Origin of the sequence: Pseudomonas fluorescens, from assembly GCF_902497785.1 — a bacterium.
Lineage (GTDB): Bacteria > Pseudomonadota > Gammaproteobacteria > Pseudomonadales > Pseudomonadaceae > Aquipseudomonas > Aquipseudomonas fluorescens_BO.
Map to the genome: position 1 here is coordinate 128,003 of NZ_CABVHK010000010.1, position 15,886 is coordinate 143,888.

The following is a 15,886-nucleotide window of genomic DNA, read 5'->3' on the forward strand; positions in this document are numbered from 1 at the left end:
TGTCGAGGTGAATATGTACAACTGGATCGACGCCCTCGCCGACCTGCAAAACCGCGGTGAGCCCTGCGTGTTGGTGACCATCATCGAAGAGCTCGGCTCGACGCCGCGCAATGCCGGTTCAAAAATGGTCATCAGCGACAGCCAGACCTTCGACACCATCGGTGGCGGACACCTGGAATACAAAGCCATGCAGATCGCTCGCGAAATGCTCGCCAGCGGCAAACAAGACACCCATCTGGAACGCTTCAGCCTCGGCGCCAGCCTCGGCCAGTGCTGCGGCGGCGCGACGGTGTTGCTGTTCGAACCGATGGGCCAGGTGCAGGCGCAGATCGCCGTGTTCGGTGCCGGCCACGTCGGTCGGGCGCTGGTGCCGCTGCTCGCCAGCCTGCCCTGCCGGGTGCGCTGGATCGATTCGCGGGAAGACGAGTTCCCCGGACACATCCCCCACGGCGTGCGCAAAATAGTTGCCGAAGAACCGGTAGATGAAATCGACGATTTGCCCGCTGGCAGCTACTGCATCGTCATGACTCACAATCACCAGCTCGACCTCGAACTCAGTGCCGCGATCCTCAAGCGCAACGACTTCGCCTACTTCGGCCTGATCGGCTCGAAGACCAAGCGGGTGAAGTTCGAACACCGTCTGCGCGACCGCGGTTTTGACAGCAGCGTGCTGCAACGCATGCGCTGCCCGATGGGTATCGGCGAAGTCAAAGGCAAGCTGCCTGTAGAAATCGCCATCTCCATCGCCGGCGAAATCATCGCCACCTATAACGCGAATTTCGGCCAGCACACCGCCAGCGCCGGATCATCGATTGCCAAACTGCTGCCTGCTTCCCGCCGCAGCCAAGCCACCCGTTGAGAACCCCCATGCCTCTGACTCGCAAAGCCTACCGCGCCGCCATCCTGCACAGCGTTGCCGACCCCGCCGAAGTCGGCATCGAAGCCTCCTATGAGTATTTCGAAGACGGCCTGCTGGTGGTCGATAACGGCCAGATCAGCGCCCTCGGCCACGCCAGCGACTTGCTGCCGACCCTGCCCGCCGACATCGAGATCACCCATTATCAGGACGCGCTGATCACCCCAGGCTTCATCGACACCCACATTCACTTGCCGCAAACCGGCATGGTCGGCGCCTACGGCGAACAACTGCTGGACTGGCTCAACACCTACACCTTTCCGTGCGAAAGCCAGTTCGCCGACAAGGCGCACGCCGACGAAGTCGCGGACATTTTCATCAAGGAATTGCTGCGTAACGGCACCACCACCGCGCTGGTATTCGGCAGCGTCCACCCGCAATCGGTGAACTCGTTCTTCGAAGCCGCCGAACAGCTGGACCTGCGAATGATCGCCGGCAAGGTGATGATGGACCGCAACGCACCGGATTACCTGACCGACACCGCCGAATCGAGCTACGTGGAGAGCAAGGCGCTGATCGAGCGCTGGCACGGCAAGGGTCGACTGCATTACGCGGTGACTCCGCGCTTCGCGCCCACCAGCACCCCGGAACAACTGACCCTCGCCGGTCAATTGCTGGGCGAGTATCCGGATCTGTATATGCAGACCCACATCAGCGAAAACCTCAAGGAAGTCGAATGGGTCAAGACGCTGTTCCCGGAGCGCAAGGGCTACCTCGACGTCTACGATCACTATCAACTGCTGGGCGAGCGCTCGGTGTTTGCCCACGGTGTGCACCTGTGCGACGACGAGTGCGCGCGCCTGGCCGAGACCGGGTCGGCGATTGCCTTCTGCCCGACGTCGAACTTCTTCCTCGGCAGCGGCCTGTTCAATCTGCCGATGGCCGAGAAGCACAAGCTCAATGTCGGTCTGGGCACGGACGTGGGCGGCGGCACCAGTTTTTCGCTGCTGCAAACGCTGAACGAAGCGTACAAAGTCATGCAGATGCAAGGTGCGCGACTGAGCCCGTTCAAATCGCTGTACCTGGCGACCCTCGGCGGTGCGCGTGCGCTGCGCCTGGAAGACAAGATCGGCACGCTACAACCGGGCACTGACGCGGATTTCCTGGTGCTGGATTACAACGCCACGCCGCTGCTCAGCTATCGCTTGAAACAGGCCAATAACATCGCCGAGACGTTGTTTGTGTTGATGACGCTGGGGGATGACCGGACTGTGCTGCAGACGTATGCGGCGGGGAATCAGGTGCATCAGCGGTAAGGTTTTTGCGGCAAAAAAAAATCCCCCGATGCCGGGGGATTTTTTTAGCTGTCGGGAAGATCAAAAGATCGCAGCCTCCGGCAGCTCCTACAGGAGACGCATTCCCCTGTAGGAGCTGGTAGGAGCTGGTAGGAGCTGTCGAGTAAAACGAGGCTGCGATCTTTTAAAGCTTGGCAGTCGGCCGCCCTGGTTTCTTGGTCTGCAACAAATGCGAAAACACCGCATGCAAATCATCCGACGCACTTTCTTCGTCGAGGTTGAGTTTGCTGTCGATGTGATCCATGTGGTGCATCATCAGGTTCACTGCCAACTCACCGTTGCGCGCTTCGATGGCGTCGATCAGTTGCGTGTGTTCGTCGTAAGAACAATGCGAGCGGTTGCCGCTTTCGTATTGGGCAATGATCAGCGAAGTCTGCGACACCAGGCTGCGCTGGAAGCTGATCAACGGCGCATTCTTCGCCGCTTCGGCCAGTTTCAGGTGAAACTCGCCCGACAAACGGATACCGGCACCGCGATCGCCACGGGAGAAGCTGTCGCGCTCGTCGTTGACCATCTGGCGCAATTCGGCGATTTGCTCGGCGGTGGCGTGTTGCACCGCCAGTTCAGTGATCGCGCGCTCGACCAGGCGCCGGGCGAGGAACACCTGACGGGCTTCTTCGACACTCGGGCTGGCCACCACCGCCCCGCGATTCGGCCGCAGCAGCACGACGCCTTCATGGGCCAGGCGTGACAGCGCACGGCGGATGATGGTGCGACTGACCCCGAAAATTTCCCCCAGCGCTTCTTCGCTCAACTTGGTACCGGGCGCCAGACGCTGTTCGAGGATGGCCTCGAAGATATGCGCGTAGACAATATCGTCCTGGGTGCCGCTGCGGCCGGCTTTGCCTGCTCGCGGTTGTTTCTTGAGGGGCTGCAACTGTTCGTTCATGGGCACTCGAGTCGGGAGAACTGCGGCGAATTGACCGTGACTGTAATACGGCACAGTGGGTCGCTGGCAAGTATCGCGTAAAAAACACCGCGATTGTACACAATGAAGGGTGGCAACACGACTGTACGGCTGTTTGTCGCCTCGGCTGTATCGCAACGATTGCTCAGGTTTGAGTTTAGGCTTTAACCCGGAATCCCGTAGGAGCTGTCGAGTGAAACGAGGCTGCGATCTTTTGATCTTGAAAAATCAACATCAACAGATCGCAGCCTCGTTTCACTCGACAGCTCCTACGGGACATCTACATTCGTGAAAAGGAACACCGCCGTCATGAACGACGCCACGCACACGCAACTGCGCCCCCTGGCCGATACATCGCCCTCGGCCATCGTCGCCGGTTTCATCGCGATGATGACCGGCTACACCAGCTCGCTGGTGCTGATGTTCCAGGCCGGGCAAGCGGCAGGGCTGACCAGCGGGCAGATTTCGTCGTGGATCTGGGCGATCTCCATCGGCATGGCGGTGTGCTCGATCGGCCTGTCACTGCGTTATCGCACGCCCATCACTATCGCCTGGTCTACCCCTGGAGCGGCGTTGCTGATCACCAGCCTGGGCGGCGTCAGTTATGGCGAAGCCATTGGCGCCTACATCACCTGCGCGGTGCTGGTGACGATTTGTGGATTGACCGGTAGCTTCGAGCGCCTGGTGAAGAAAATTCCGGCGTCCCTGGCCGCTGCGTTGCTGGCAGGGATTCTGTTCAAGATCGGCAGCGAAATTTTCGTCGCCGCCCAGCATCGCACCGCACTGGTGCTGGGGATGTTTTTCACCTACCTGGTGGTCAAGCGCCTGTCGCCGCGCTATGCCGTGCTTGCCGCGCTGCTGATCGGTACGGCGCTGTCAGGCTTGATGGGCTTGCTGGATTTCAGCGCTTTTCATCTGGAAGTGGCGACGCCGGTCTGGACCACGCCGCACTTCTCCTTCGCCGCGACCATCAGCATCGGCATTCCGCTGTTCGTGGTGGCGATGACGTCGCAGAACATGCCGGGCATTGCCGTGTTGCGAGCCGATGGATATACCGTGCCGGCTTCGCCGCTGATCACCACTACTGGCATCGCTTCACTGCTGTTGGCACCGTTCGGTTCCCACGGGATCAACCTGGCGGCCATCAGCGCGGCGATCTGCACCGGGCCGCATGCCCACGAAGACCGTAACAAGCGGTATACCGCAGCGGTCTGGTGCGGGATTTTCTACGGGATCGCCGGGGTGTTCGGCGCGACGCTGGCGGCGTTGTTTGCCGCGTTGCCAAAAGAGTTAGTACTGTCGATTGCAGCGCTGGCGTTGTTCGGTTCGATCATCAATGGCTTGAGCATTGCCATGACCGAAGTGAAGGAACGCGAAGCGGCGCTGATCACCTTCATGGTCACGGCGTCGGGGCTGACACTGTTTTCCATCGGGTCGGCGTTCTGGGGGATTGTGGCGGGGGTTTTAACGCTGGCGATTCTGAACTGGCGTAAAAGCTGAAAGATCGCAGCCTCGTTTCACTCGACAGCTCCTACATTGGAGGAGCGCCCCTGTAGGAGCTGTCGAGTGAAACGAGGCTGCGATCCCTTGACCAAAAAAAAACGGCGACCCTCAGGTCGCCGCTTCTTTTATGACATCAAGCTACCGGATTGATCGGCTTTTCCGGGTACCAGACGTCGATCAGCGGGCTGACGGTGGCTTCGGTCAGTTCGCTGCGGCCCTTGAGCCAGGCTTCAACAGCAGCACGCTGCTCTTCGGACACCGAGCCACGCTTCTGCAGGCAAACCAGACCGAAGTCGTCGCCGCCAACATAGCCCAGACCATTGGCTTCCATGGCTTCTTTAAGGAACGCATCGAGGAAAGCATCAATGGCTTCATCAGCCAAATCTTCTTTGAAATCCAGGTTCAGCTCGAAACCCAGCTCTTGAAATTCATCGACGCACAGTTTTTTGCGCAGACGCTGGGAACGGTTAGTCGCCATTGGAACAATCCTCATAAGTAATAACGGGCGGCACTTTAGCAGTTTAAGCCGCCGATTGCCCGACTCTCTGGGCGCGGCGAACGACCGTCGGTAAAAAAATAGCCGATTAGAGCGCCACGGTACGGCACAAGCCGCTACACCTTGGGGCATAATGCCGACACTTTCATGACCACCGGGGGAATTTATCTTCATGCCCTCGTCTTTTTTCCCCTCGACTGCAGGGTTCTATTTCAGATGATCAAATCTTTGCGTCCATTGTTACTGGCCGGTCTTCTTCTCCCCCTGGCCCTCCCCGTTTCAGCTGCCCCGATCAATACCGCGCTGTCGCCCAACGTCGAAAAAGCCCTGAAAGCCAGCAAGTTGCAGGACAACGCCCTGTCGCTGGTGCTGATCCCTCTGAACGGTCCGGGCACGCCAACCATCTTCAACGCTGACGTTTCGGTGAACCCGGCGTCCACGATGAAACTGGTGACCACCTATGCCGCGCTGGAAATGCTCGGCCCGAACCACCAGTGGAAAACCGAGTTCTACACCGATGGCACGCTCAGTGGCGGCATCCTCAACGGCAACCTCTACCTCAAGGGTGGCGGCGATCCGAAGCTGAACATGGAAAAACTCTGGCTGCTGATGCGCGACCTGCGCGCCAATGGCGTGACGCAGGTCACCGGAGACCTGGTGCTGGACCGCAATTTCTTCGTGCAACCGCAATTGCCCGAATTCAACGATGATGGCAACGACGAAAACAAACCGTTCCTGGTCAAACCCGACTCGCTGCTGGTCAACCTCAAGGCCTTGCGCTTTGTGGCGCGCAACGACAATGGCCGGGTGCTGATTTCGGTCGAACCGCCGATTGCCAGCATCCGCATCGAAAACCAGGTCAAAGCCGTCAATTCCAAACAATGTGCCGGTGGCGTGCGTTACAACCCGGTGACTCAGGCCGATGGCAGCGTCACCGTGACCGTCGGCGGTCAGTTGGGTGATGGCTGCAGTTCCCAGACTTACCTGTCGCTGCTCGACCATGCGACCTACACCGCCGGTGCCGTGCGGGCGATCTGGAAGGAACTGGGCGGCAGCATCCAGGGCAAGGATGTGCTGGCGCCGACGCCGAAATCCGCCAAGGTCCTGGCTCGCGCCTTCTCGCCGGATCTCGCGGAAATCATTCGCGACATCAACAAATACAGCAACAACACCATGGCGCAGCAATTGTTCTTGAGCCTGGGCCAGAAATTCCGTACCGATGCCGACGGTGACGACGCCAAAGCCGCCCAACGGGTCGTGCGCCAGTGGCTGGCGAAGAAAGGCATCACCGCGCCGCACCTGGTGATGGAGAACGGTTCCGGCCTGTCTCGCGCCGAACGTGTGAGTGCGCGTGAAATGGCGGCGATGCTGCAAGCGGCGTGGCGCAGCCCTTACGCGGCCGAGTTCATCAGTTCGATGCCGATCGCCGGCACCGACGGCACCATGCGTAAACGCCTGAAGACCACTGCAATGCGTGGTGAAGCCCACGTCAAGACCGGCACCCTGAATACCGTGCGCGCGATTTCCGGCTTCAGCCGTGACGTCAATGGCAACACCTGGGCGGTGGTGGCGATCCTCAACGACAAGGCGCCGTTCGGCGCGTCGTCGGTGCTGGATCAGGTGCTGCTGGACTTGTATCGCCAGCCGAAGGTGCCTGAGACCGCTTCGGTGTTGTAACCCTCCACGAAGTCAATGTGGGAGCGAGCCTGCTCGCGAAAGCGGTATTTCAGTCGACACTTATATTGACTGACACGCCGCTTTCGCGAGCAGGCTCGCTCCCACAGGTTCCGGCATGCAACCCTAATTCATCTCGCCCTCAACCCGATCCCGCCCCGCCTGCTTCGCCGCATACACCCCCGAATCCGCCCTTAGCAACAGCGCGTCAGCCCCCTCGCCGACCTGCCAACTGGCAATCCCGAAACTGGCGGTGACGATGCCGACGTCGTCGATCGGCGAGCTGCGCAGGCCTTGCCACAACTCCAGGGCCAGCACACGCGCCTGCTCGGCATCGATGTCCGGGCAGAGCACCATGAACTCCTCACCGCCGAGGCGACAGAACACGTCAGTGCGCCGCAGCCGTTGGCCGATGCGCTCGCACACCGCCTGCAACACCCGATCGCCCACCGCATGGCCATGCAGATCGTTGATCCGTTTGAAGTGATCGATGTCGAGCATGATCACCGCCAACTCGCCGCCGCCACGTTCGACCCGGGCCATTTCGGTGGTCAGGCGCTCCTGAAAATAGCGGCGGTTATGGATCCCGGTGAGCGAGTCGGTAATCGACAGCGCCCGCAGCTCTTCTTCCACCCGCTTGAGGTCGGAGATGTCCGAGACGTAGCCATGCCACAACACGCCGCCGCCCGGCAGCTCCTCCGGCGTCGCTTCGCCACGGACCCAGCGCGTGCCCCGCACCGGCAGCTGCACGCGGTACTCCTCACGCCACGGGCTGATCGTGTCCGCCGACGCCCGGATCGAGGCGCGGACCCGAGAGACGTCCTGTGGATGGATCCGGCCGAAAATCGCTTCAGCGTTGAGCAGCAGCACGTCTGGTTCAAGCTCATAGATTTCGCGGATGCCATCACTGGCGTAAATCACACTGAAGCGTCCGTCGAACTCCATTTTGAACTGGTAGATCCCGCCGGGCACATGGGCGCTGAGCTTCTTCAACAACATGTCCCGGGCCGCCAGCGCTTCATACACCCGCTTGCGTTCGGTGACGTCAAAACAGATCGCCAGGTGGCCGACCCACAAACCTTGCTCGTCGAGCACCGGAGTTGCCAGCATATTCACAGTCAGATGACTGCCGTCGCCACGAATCACCGTCCATTCCCGCGCTTCGTGACCACCTTGCTCGCCGCCTTCTACCAACATCGCCTGACAGGTCGGAATGGGCTTGCCGTAGCGCGCGCTCAATTCCGCCGAACGCGCTGCGAGTTCCCGGGGCAGGTGCAGGTTTTCCAGGGTCATGTGTCCGACCACGTCCTGGCTGGAATAACCGAGCATCTGCTCCGCCCCGGCATTGAACGTGCTGATGACGCCGCGAAGGTCGGTGGCGATGATCGCCACTTGCGTCGCTGCATTCAGCACGCCACGCAACTGCCCATGGGTGCCACGCAGCTCCTGCTCCCGAGCGCGCAATTCCTGAGTCCGCTGCTCGACCATTTTCAGCGCCCGCTGACGCTGGCTGACCAGCACGTAGAGCAGCGCACTGAGCAACAGACTGAGCAAGCCACCCAGCACCACCAGACTGGTCACTGATGAATGATTGGCTTGCAGAAAGGTCTCGCTGGGCTGGATGTCCACTTGATAGTCATGGTCGGCCAGCCGCAGCAAGCGGGTCGCGGACAACTCACTGGCCGCCGGTGCGTTGGGGGTTTCATACAGCACTTCGTGCTGGTCGTCGGTGGACAGGTCGAGAATGCGCACCGAGAGGTAGTCGCGGGCTGCTTCCGGCAGCCCGTCTGCCAGCAACTGGCGCATGCTGATCACCGCCATGACATAGCCATAAGGTCGGCTGGCCGGCTGTTCACGGGACACGACCGGCGCGACCAACAGCACGCCCCGCGCGTAGGCCGGTTCGATACTGACCAGATGCATCGGTTGCGACACCGCCAGTCGGCCATGCCGGTCGGCCCGTTCCAGGGTGGAGCGGCGCAAGGGTTGAGCCAGCAAGTCGTAGCCCAGCGGCGCGCCCAGTTTGCTTTGGGTCTGGCTATACAGCACCACCACGTACTCGTCCCGCTCGGCCGCCAAGTGCAATTGGCCGTTGGCATCGAGCTCGCGAATGCTGAAATCGGACAAACCCTGCTCCCGCACCTGGCGCTCGAACGCTGGACGCTCGGCAGCGCTGACGCGTCGGGCAAATGAATAGGCCTGGGTTCGGTGCAGCAAAGGGTGGGTGTATCCGTCGAATTCCGCACGGTCGACCGTGTCGGAATTGGCAAAGAACCGGCGCAGGCCGTCAAGGCGCTGCTCCTGATCTTCGAAACGTTCTTCGATACGGCTGTAACGCTCACTGGCCAGCAGTTGGAAACGTTGCCGCAATTGTTGGTGAAACAGGTTCAGTGTCGACCAGGCCAGCAACCCCGTGAGAAGTCCGCCGACGACCAATACCAGAAGCGCGACCAGCCAGGCCGAAGCATCTTCACTGATGAAACCCAGAATCTTCGGGCGCACGGCCTGCAACGACATAGAGGCAACTCAAAACGCCAGGTGCCGGAAAAGCCCATTGGCCATGGTTGAGTTATAGCTATTAGCCATCAATTTGACCAGTACAGAAACAGCGTTCTGTAGGAGCAGCCGGTCGACGCTCGACTGCTCGCGAAAATCGCCGGACAACGCGTTCATTCAGAATGCACGCGTCACCGTTTACGACCATCGCGAGCAATCGAGCATCGACCGACTGCTCCTACAGGCTCCAGTGGTCAACGCGCCATGATTTTCCAGGCGCGGTGGATCTTGCCGTTGCGGGAAAAATCCGGATCGATAGTCTGGGCGGTGATCTCTTCGACTGCGTAACGCTCAGTGAGATTGGCTTCCAGCTCGAACTTGCGGAAGTTGTTGGAGAAGTACAATACGCCGCCGGTTGCCAGTCGCGCCATGGCCAGGTCGATCAACTGCACCTGATCACGCTGCACGTCGAAGATGCCTTCCATGCGCTTGGAGTTGGAGAAGGTCGGCGGGTCGATGAAGATCAGGTCGTACTCGTCACGACAGGCCTCCAGCCACACCATCACGTCGCCCTGCTCCAGACGGTTCTTGTCGGAAAAACCGTTCAGCGACAGGTTGCGACGCGCCCAGTCGAGGTAGGTTTTCGACAAATCGACACTGGTGGTACTGCGGGCACCGCCCTTTGCCGCGTGCACGCTGGCGGTCGCGGTATAGCAATACAGGTTGAGGAAGCGCTTGCCGGCCGCCTCTTTCTGGATGCGCATACGCATCGGCCGGTGATCGAGGAACAGCCCGGTGTCGAGGTAGTCCGTGAGGTTGACCAGCAGCTTCACGCCACCTTCATTGACCTCGACGAATTTGCCCTGCGCGGCCTGGCGTTCGTACTGCTTGGTGCCGCTCTGGCGCTCGCGGCGCTTGACCACCACGCGGCTCTTGTCGATGTTCAAGGCCTGCGGAATGGCTGCCAGGGCATCGAACATGCGCGCCGAGGCTTTTTCCGGGTCGATGGACTTCGGCGCGGCGTATTCTTGGACGTGCACCCAATCCTGATACAGGTCGATGGCCATGGAATATTCCGGCATGTCGGCATCGTAGACGCGGTAGCAGTCAATGCCTTCACGCTTGACCCATTTGCCCAGCGCCTTGAGATTTTTTTGCAGACGATTGGCGAACATCTGCCCGCCTTCGCTCAAGCGCGGTTGCTCGATCACTACCGGGGCCGGTTTGATCGGGTTGCCGTTCTTGTTGTACTTCTCGTACTTGCCCGGCACTACATCGTTGCCGGCGACTTCGACTTCAGCTTGAACGTGTTCACGCTCGGCCTGACGCTGTTCCGGGGTGCGGCGTTCGCCGGTGACGAACTGGTCCGGGGTGACTTTGATCAGCAGCAACTTGCACGGCAAAGCGCCGTTCCAGAATGAATACTGTTTGTGGCTGCGGATGCCCATGCGCTTGCCCAGGTCCGGGGCGCCGGTGAACACCGCCGCTTCCCAGTTCAGGCAGGCCTGACGCAGACGCTCGCCGAGGTTCTGGTAAAGGTAAAGCAGGCTTGCCTCGTCGCCCAGACGCTCGCCGTACGGCGGGTTGCAGATCACCAGGCCTTTCTGGTTCTGGTCCGGACGCGGCTCGAATGTACCGACTTCGCCTTGGTAAATCTTGATCCACTCGCTCAGGCCGGCACGCTCGACGTTGTTGCGACCGGGTTGAATCAGGCGCGGGTCGGCTTCGTAACCGCGAATCCACAGCGGCGGCTTGGCCAGACCGGCGGCGGCGCGCTCGGTGGCTTCTTCGTGGAGTTTTTTCCACAGCGCCGGCACGTGGCCGAGCCAGGCGGTGAAGCCCCACTGCTCGCGACGCAGGTTCGGCGCCATATCGGCGGCGATCATCGCGGCTTCGACGAGGAACGTACCGACACCGCACATGGGGTCGGCCAGTGCGCCGCCATCGGCCGCGATGCGTGGCCAACCGGAACGAATCAGAATCGCCGCTGCGAGGTTTTCCTTCAGCGGCGCCGCGCCCTGCTGCAGGCGATAACCGCGCTGGTGCAGGCTGTGGCCGGAGAGGTCGAGGGAGAGAATCGCTTCGCCACGGTCCAGGCGCAGGTGAATGCGCAGGTCCGGGTTGAGTTTGTCGATGGACGGACGATCGCCTTGCGGGGTGCGCAGTTTGTCGACGATGGCGTCTTTGACTTTCAGGGCGCCGAAGTGCGTGTTGTCGATGCCCGAGCCGTGGCCGCTGAACTCGACGGCCAGGGTGCCGTCGTTGAGCATGTGGTCTTGCCACTCGATGTCGAGCACGCCGTGGTACAGGTCTTCGGCATCCTTCATCGGGAAACGCTTGAGCACCAGCAGCACCCGGTTCGCCAGACGCGACCACAGGCACAGGCGATAAGCGGTTTCCATAGTTGCCATGCCGCGCACGGCAGAGGTGTGCTCACGTGCTTCTTCAAGGCCAAGCCCGACGGCTTCCTCGATCAGCAGGCCTTCAAGGCCTTTAGGGCAGGTGAGGAAGATTTCGAATTGATCAGACATTGGACTTTCAGAACCTTTGGCGAGTGGAACGGCAACGCATTGCCGGTCCGGTTTTCAATCAGGCGCTTTTCTAAAAGAACGCCCGCGTGGCACGAAGGTGTGCCGTTCCACCCTTGCTGCCCGGGTTAAAAGAGCTTAGATGCAAGGACAGATAAAAAAGTTGATGCAACAAAATGTCATAAGTCGACCCTTCGTCGAATAGTGCTCAGCGCAACACGAGCCATTCTCACTAAAGGATTACCCCCGTCATGCTTGGGGGGCGCCGATCATACAGGGCTTTGCTTAATAAATACCGGCCAAATATCGTGTTACTTATGGCCATACCATCTTTAACGTTACGTCCTTATGACAAAACGATCATTCCCTCGATGTGACGCATTGGTTAGAACTCAACACAGGTTGGCGCCACAACGGACGTCAACACCTTGGCTCGCCACGCCGGCAGCGAGCCTCCCAACGGCAGACATTTCTGCCAGACCTCGATTGAGGTCGACGCGATAAATACAGTCAACAAGTGAGGGCAACACCCTATGAGAAGACTTAAGCGTGATCCGTTGGAAAGAGCATTTTTACGCGGATATCAATATGGCGTTGGTGGCAAATCCCGTGAGCTTTGCCCATTTACTCTACCGTCGGTACGTCAAGCCTGGATCAACGGCTGGCGAGAAGGACGCGGCGACAACTGGGACGGTATGACCGGCACTGCGGGAATCCACAGACTCAACGAACTTCACGCCGTCGGCTGACACAGGGCACACATTCCGACACGACAACCTGATTACGTAACGACTTACCACGCACGCCCCATCCGGGCGGCGGGCTTCGGCCCAGGGGCTCCTTCGAGGAGCCCTTTTTTATGCGTTCAATTCGACACATTTTCCCGTAGGAGCTGCCGAAGGCTGCGATCTTTTGATCTTGCTTTTGAAAAAAATCAAGGTCATAAGATCGCAGCCTTCGGCAGCTCCTACGGGGGTGTGTGTGTTCAGTCAGCGCAACGCGGCGATGGCGTCGACGGACTCGCGAATCAGCGCCGGGCCCTTGTAGATAAAGCCGGAATAGAGCTGCACCAGGCTCGCCCCTGCCGCAATTTTCTCGGCGGCATGCTTGCCTTCGGTAATACCGCCCACGGCAATGATCGGCAAGCGACCGGCCAATTCTGCCGCCAGCACCTTCACGGTGTGGGTGCTCTTGTCGCGCACCGGTGCGCCGGACAAACCGCCCGCCTCGTCACCGTGCTCCCTCCCTTCGACGCCGACGCGGCTCAGGGTGGTGTTGGTGGCGATGACCGCGTCCATCCCGGTTTCAACCAGCGCTTGAGCGACTTGCGCGGTTTCTTCATCGGTCATGTCCGGCGCGATCTTGATCGCCAGCGGCACATGCTTGCCATGACGCAATGCCAGTTCCGCGCGACGGGCCGCCAGATCTGCGAGCAATTGCTTGAGCGAGTCACCGAACTGCAGGCTGCGCAGGCCCGGCGTGTTCGGCGAGCTGACGTTGACTGTCACGTAACTGGCGTGGGCGTAAACCTTGTCCAGGCAGATCAGGTAATCATCGACGGCACGCTCGACCGGGGTGTCGAAGTTCTTGCCGATATTGATCCCCAGCACGCCCTTGTATTTGGCCGCTGCCACTCGGGTCAGCAAGTGATCGACGCCGAGGTTGTTGAACCCCATGCGGTTGATGATCGCCTCGGCTTCCGGCAGACGAAAAATCCGCGGTTTCGGATTGCCCGGCTGCGGACGCGGGGTGATGGTGCCGATCTCGACAAAGCCGAAACCCAACTGGGCAAAACCGTCGATGGCCGCGCCGTTCTTGTCCAGACCTGCCGCCAGCCCCACCGGGTTCGGGAACTCAAGCCCCATGACGCTCACCGGCATTTTCGCCGGGGCCTTGCACAGCAAACCGTTGAGGCCCAAACGCCCGCCCGCGCCGATCAGGTCCAGGGACAGATCGTGGGAGGTTTCCGGGGAAAGTTTGAACAACAGCTGACGGGCCAGGGTGTACATGGGCGGCGTGGTCTCGATGGGCGACGAAAGAGGCCGGGATTATAGCCGGGCATCGACGTCGCAAGCGAGGCGCGCAACGAAAACAGCGGGCGATGGCATATGCCTTGCACCAGCCAACCCACAGCACTCATGCCAACGACGGGATGAGTCGAAAGACAAAGGCGTCGTCACAAGGCTTTGCGTGCGCAAGGGCCCGGGACGACGCTTTTTTTTGGAAGGTGCTCAGTCATGCATGAAACCACAGCGGGCCCTCTGGCCTGGGTCAATGGCAGTGATGCCCCGGAAAAAACCGACATCAACCTCGGCTTCATGGCCCTGAGCGACTGCGCCTCGGTGGTGGTCGCCGCCACCCAGGGATTCGCCCAACCCCACGGGCTGACCTTGAACCTCAAGCGCCAGTCGTCCTGGGCCAATCTGCGGGACAAACTGGTCAGCGGTGAACTCGATGCCGCCCACAGCCTGTACGGCTTGATCTACGCCGTGCACCTGGGCATCGGCGGCGTCGCGCCCACCGACATGGCGGTACTCATGGGTCTGAACCAGAACGGTCAGAGCATCAACCTGTCGCACGGTTTGCAAGCGCTGGGCGTGACCGGTCCTGAGGCGCTGGATCGGCACGTGCACCAAACTCGCCCAAAACTCACCTTCGCACAGACGTTTCCGACCGGGACGCACGCCATGTGGCTGTATTACTGGCTGGCGAGCCAGGGCATTCATCCGCTGCACGACGTCGACAGCGTAGTGGTGCCGCCGCCGCAAATGGTCGCGCACCTGCAAGCCGGGCGTATCGACGGCTTCTGCGTCGGTGAACCCTGGTCTGCCAGCGCGGTGAAACAGAATCTCGGCTTTACCCTGGCAACGACCCAGACCATCTGGCCCGATCATCCGGAAAAAGTCCTGGGCTGCACCCGTGAGTTCGTCGAGCACTATCCCAACACCGCCCGGGCGCTGGTGATGGCGATTCTTGAAGCCAGCCGCTTCATCGAAGAAAGCCCCGAGAATCGCCGCAGCACCGCGCATTTGCTCAGCGCACCGGAGTTTCTCGACGCGCCACTCGACTGCATCGAACCGCGACTGCTCGGGGACTACGCCGACGGTCTCGGCAATCGCTGGCAAGACCCGCACGCCCTGCGCTTTCACGGCGCCGGCGAGGTCAACCTGCCGTATCTGTCCGATGGCATGTGGTTCATGACCCAGTTCCGCCGTTGGGGGTTATTGCGCGACGACCCCGACTACCTCGCGGTCGCCCGTCAGGTCCAGCAACTAGACGTGTACCGTGAGGCCGCCACTGCGGTCGGTGTCGCCGCGTCGAGAGAGGAAATGCGCAGCAGCCAGTTGATCGACTGCAATATCTGGGACGGCTCGGACCCGGCCGGTTATGCCCGCAGCTTCAAACTGCACGCCATGAGCGACAGCTCCCCCCTACTCACCAGCCGCTGACAGGAGACTGCGAACATGTTGCGTATCCTGCTGATCAACGACACCGCGAAAAAAGTCGGCCGCCTCAAAGCCGCGCTTACTGAAGCCGGCTTCGAGGTCATCGACGAATCCGGCCTGACCATTGACCTGCCCGCACGCGTCGAAACGGTGCGTCCGGACGTGATCCTGATCGATACCGAGTCACCGAGCCGCGATGTGATGGAGCAAGTGGTGCTGGTGTCCCGCGACCAGCCGCGACCGATCGTGATGTTTACTGACGAACATGACCCCGACGTCATGCGTCAGGCGATCAAGTCCGGGGTCAGTGCCTACATCGTCGAAGGCATTCACGCACAACGCTTGCAGCCGATTCTCGACGTGGCCATGGCGCGTTTCGAAAGCGACCAGGCCCTGCGTGCGCAACTGCACGCCCGCGACCAGCAACTGGCCGAGCGCAAGCGCATCGAGCTGGCCAAGGGGCTGCTGATGAAGATGAAGGATTGCAACGAGGAACAGGCCTACACCTTGATGCGCCGCCAGGCGATGAGCCGCCAGCAGAAATTGATTCAGGTGGCGGAGCAGATCATTGCGATGAGTGAATTGCTGGGCTGACAGAAGCAAAGATCGCAGCCTTCGGCAGCTC

12 protein-coding genes are annotated in these 15,886 nt (G+C 60.5%); 7 read left to right on the top strand and 5 right to left on the bottom strand.

All coding sequences use genetic code 11. The features are described from left to right. The first annotated feature begins 13 nt into the window (after positions 1–13). Positions 14–859 carry a xanthine dehydrogenase accessory protein XdhC gene (gene xdhC / locus F8N62_RS16555; protein WP_150711675.1) on the top strand — a complete coding sequence of 282 codons (846 nt, stop codon included), beginning with the start codon at positions 14–16 and terminating at the stop codon, positions 857–859. Between the two features lie 8 nt (positions 860–867). Further along, positions 868–2,172 (top strand): guanine deaminase, encoded by a 1,305-nt coding sequence (gene guaD / locus F8N62_RS16560; RefSeq protein ID WP_150711676.1) that lies wholly within the window; start codon positions 868–870, stop codon positions 2,170–2,172. Positions 2,173–2,335: 163 nt separating this feature from the next. On the opposite strand, the gene F8N62_RS16565 is transcribed toward guaD, so the two are convergent. Next, the gene (locus F8N62_RS16565) at positions 2,336–3,100 is read right to left on the bottom strand and encodes a GntR family transcriptional regulator (protein ID WP_084318661.1); all 765 of its coding nucleotides are present in this window, start codon (positions 3,098–3,100) and stop codon (positions 2,336–2,338) included. A gap of 327 nt (positions 3,101–3,427) precedes the next feature. On the opposite strand from F8N62_RS16565, the gene F8N62_RS16570 reads away from it, so the two are divergent. After that, entirely contained in the window at positions 3,428–4,618 is a 1,191-nt protein-coding gene (locus F8N62_RS16570; protein ID WP_150711677.1) for a benzoate/H(+) symporter BenE family transporter, read from the top strand. Positions 4,619–4,754: 136 nt separating this feature from the next. On the opposite strand, the gene F8N62_RS16575 is transcribed toward F8N62_RS16570, so the two are convergent. Then, entirely contained in the window at positions 4,755–5,099 is a 345-nt protein-coding gene (locus F8N62_RS16575; protein ID WP_007896965.1) for a YggL family protein, read from the bottom strand. A gap of 234 nt (positions 5,100–5,333) precedes the next feature. Between F8N62_RS16575 and dacB the strand changes: the two genes are divergently transcribed. Continuing rightward, entirely contained in the window at positions 5,334–6,794 is a 1,461-nt protein-coding gene (gene dacB, locus F8N62_RS16580; RefSeq protein ID WP_150711678.1) for a D-alanyl-D-alanine carboxypeptidase/D-alanyl-D-alanine-endopeptidase, read from the top strand. Positions 6,795–6,917: 123 nt separating this feature from the next. Here the strand turns inward: dacB and F8N62_RS16585 are convergent, their stop codons facing one another. Beyond that, positions 6,918–9,308: a GGDEF domain-containing protein gene (locus F8N62_RS16585; RefSeq protein ID WP_150711679.1), complete on the bottom strand. Its 2,391-nt coding sequence runs from the start codon at positions 9,306–9,308 to the stop codon at positions 6,918–6,920. A gap of 233 nt (positions 9,309–9,541) precedes the next feature. Beyond that, a complete protein-coding gene (rlmKL, locus tag F8N62_RS16590; protein ID WP_150711680.1) occupies positions 9,542–11,818 on the bottom strand; it encodes a bifunctional 23S rRNA (guanine(2069)-N(7))-methyltransferase RlmK/23S rRNA (guanine(2445)-N(2))-methyltransferase RlmL in 2,277 nt (758 codons plus the stop codon). Between the two features lie 530 nt (positions 11,819–12,348). Here rlmKL and rmf point away from each other — a divergent pair. Next, positions 12,349–12,564, top strand: coding sequence for a ribosome modulation factor (gene rmf / locus F8N62_RS16595; RefSeq protein ID WP_003223300.1), 216 nt, complete (start codon positions 12,349–12,351; stop codon positions 12,562–12,564). Positions 12,565–12,804: 240 nt separating this feature from the next. Here rmf and F8N62_RS16600 read toward each other — a convergent pair whose 3' ends face one another. Beyond that, positions 12,805–13,824, bottom strand: a complete 1,020-nt coding sequence (locus F8N62_RS16600; protein WP_150711681.1) for a quinone-dependent dihydroorotate dehydrogenase — start codon at positions 13,822–13,824, stop codon at positions 12,805–12,807. A 228-nt stretch (positions 13,825–14,052) separates the two neighbouring features. On the opposite strand from F8N62_RS16600, the gene F8N62_RS16605 reads away from it, so the two are divergent. After that, the gene (locus F8N62_RS16605) at positions 14,053–15,264 is read left to right on the top strand and encodes a CmpA/NrtA family ABC transporter substrate-binding protein (RefSeq protein WP_150711682.1); all 1,212 of its coding nucleotides are present in this window, start codon (positions 14,053–14,055) and stop codon (positions 15,262–15,264) included. 15 nt (positions 15,265–15,279) lie between these two features. After that, entirely contained in the window at positions 15,280–15,855 is a 576-nt protein-coding gene (locus F8N62_RS16610; RefSeq protein WP_128870630.1) for an ANTAR domain-containing response regulator, read from the top strand. The last annotated feature ends 31 nt before the right edge of the window (positions 15,856–15,886 follow it).

Excerpts from the sequence above, each read along its gene's own strand:
- xdhC (WP_150711675.1), top strand. The coding sequence starts at position 14 with ATGTACAACTGGATCGACGCCCTCGCCGACCTGCAAAACCGCGGTGAG.
- guaD (WP_150711676.1), top strand. The coding sequence starts at position 868 with ATGCCTCTGACTCGCAAAGCCTACCGCGCCGCCATCCTGCACAGCGTT.
- F8N62_RS16565 (WP_084318661.1), bottom strand. The coding sequence starts at position 3,100 with ATGAACGAACAGTTGCAGCCCCTCAAGAAACAACCGCGAGCAGGCAAA.
- F8N62_RS16570 (WP_150711677.1), top strand. The coding sequence starts at position 3,428 with ATGAACGACGCCACGCACACGCAACTGCGCCCCCTGGCCGATACATCG.
- F8N62_RS16575 (WP_007896965.1), bottom strand. The coding sequence starts at position 5,099 with ATGGCGACTAACCGTTCCCAGCGTCTGCGCAAAAAACTGTGCGTCGAT.
- dacB (WP_150711678.1), top strand. The coding sequence starts at position 5,334 with ATGATCAAATCTTTGCGTCCATTGTTACTGGCCGGTCTTCTTCTCCCC.
- F8N62_RS16585 (WP_150711679.1), bottom strand. The coding sequence starts at position 9,308 with ATGTCGTTGCAGGCCGTGCGCCCGAAGATTCTGGGTTTCATCAGTGAA.
- rlmKL (WP_150711680.1), bottom strand. The coding sequence starts at position 11,818 with ATGTCTGATCAATTCGAAATCTTCCTCACCTGCCCTAAAGGCCTTGAA.
- rmf (WP_003223300.1), top strand. The coding sequence starts at position 12,349 with ATGAGAAGACTTAAGCGTGATCCGTTGGAAAGAGCATTTTTACGCGGA.
- F8N62_RS16600 (WP_150711681.1), bottom strand. The coding sequence starts at position 13,824 with ATGTACACCCTGGCCCGTCAGCTGTTGTTCAAACTTTCCCCGGAAACC.
- F8N62_RS16605 (WP_150711682.1), top strand. The coding sequence starts at position 14,053 with ATGCATGAAACCACAGCGGGCCCTCTGGCCTGGGTCAATGGCAGTGAT.
- F8N62_RS16610 (WP_128870630.1), top strand. The coding sequence starts at position 15,280 with ATGTTGCGTATCCTGCTGATCAACGACACCGCGAAAAAAGTCGGCCGC.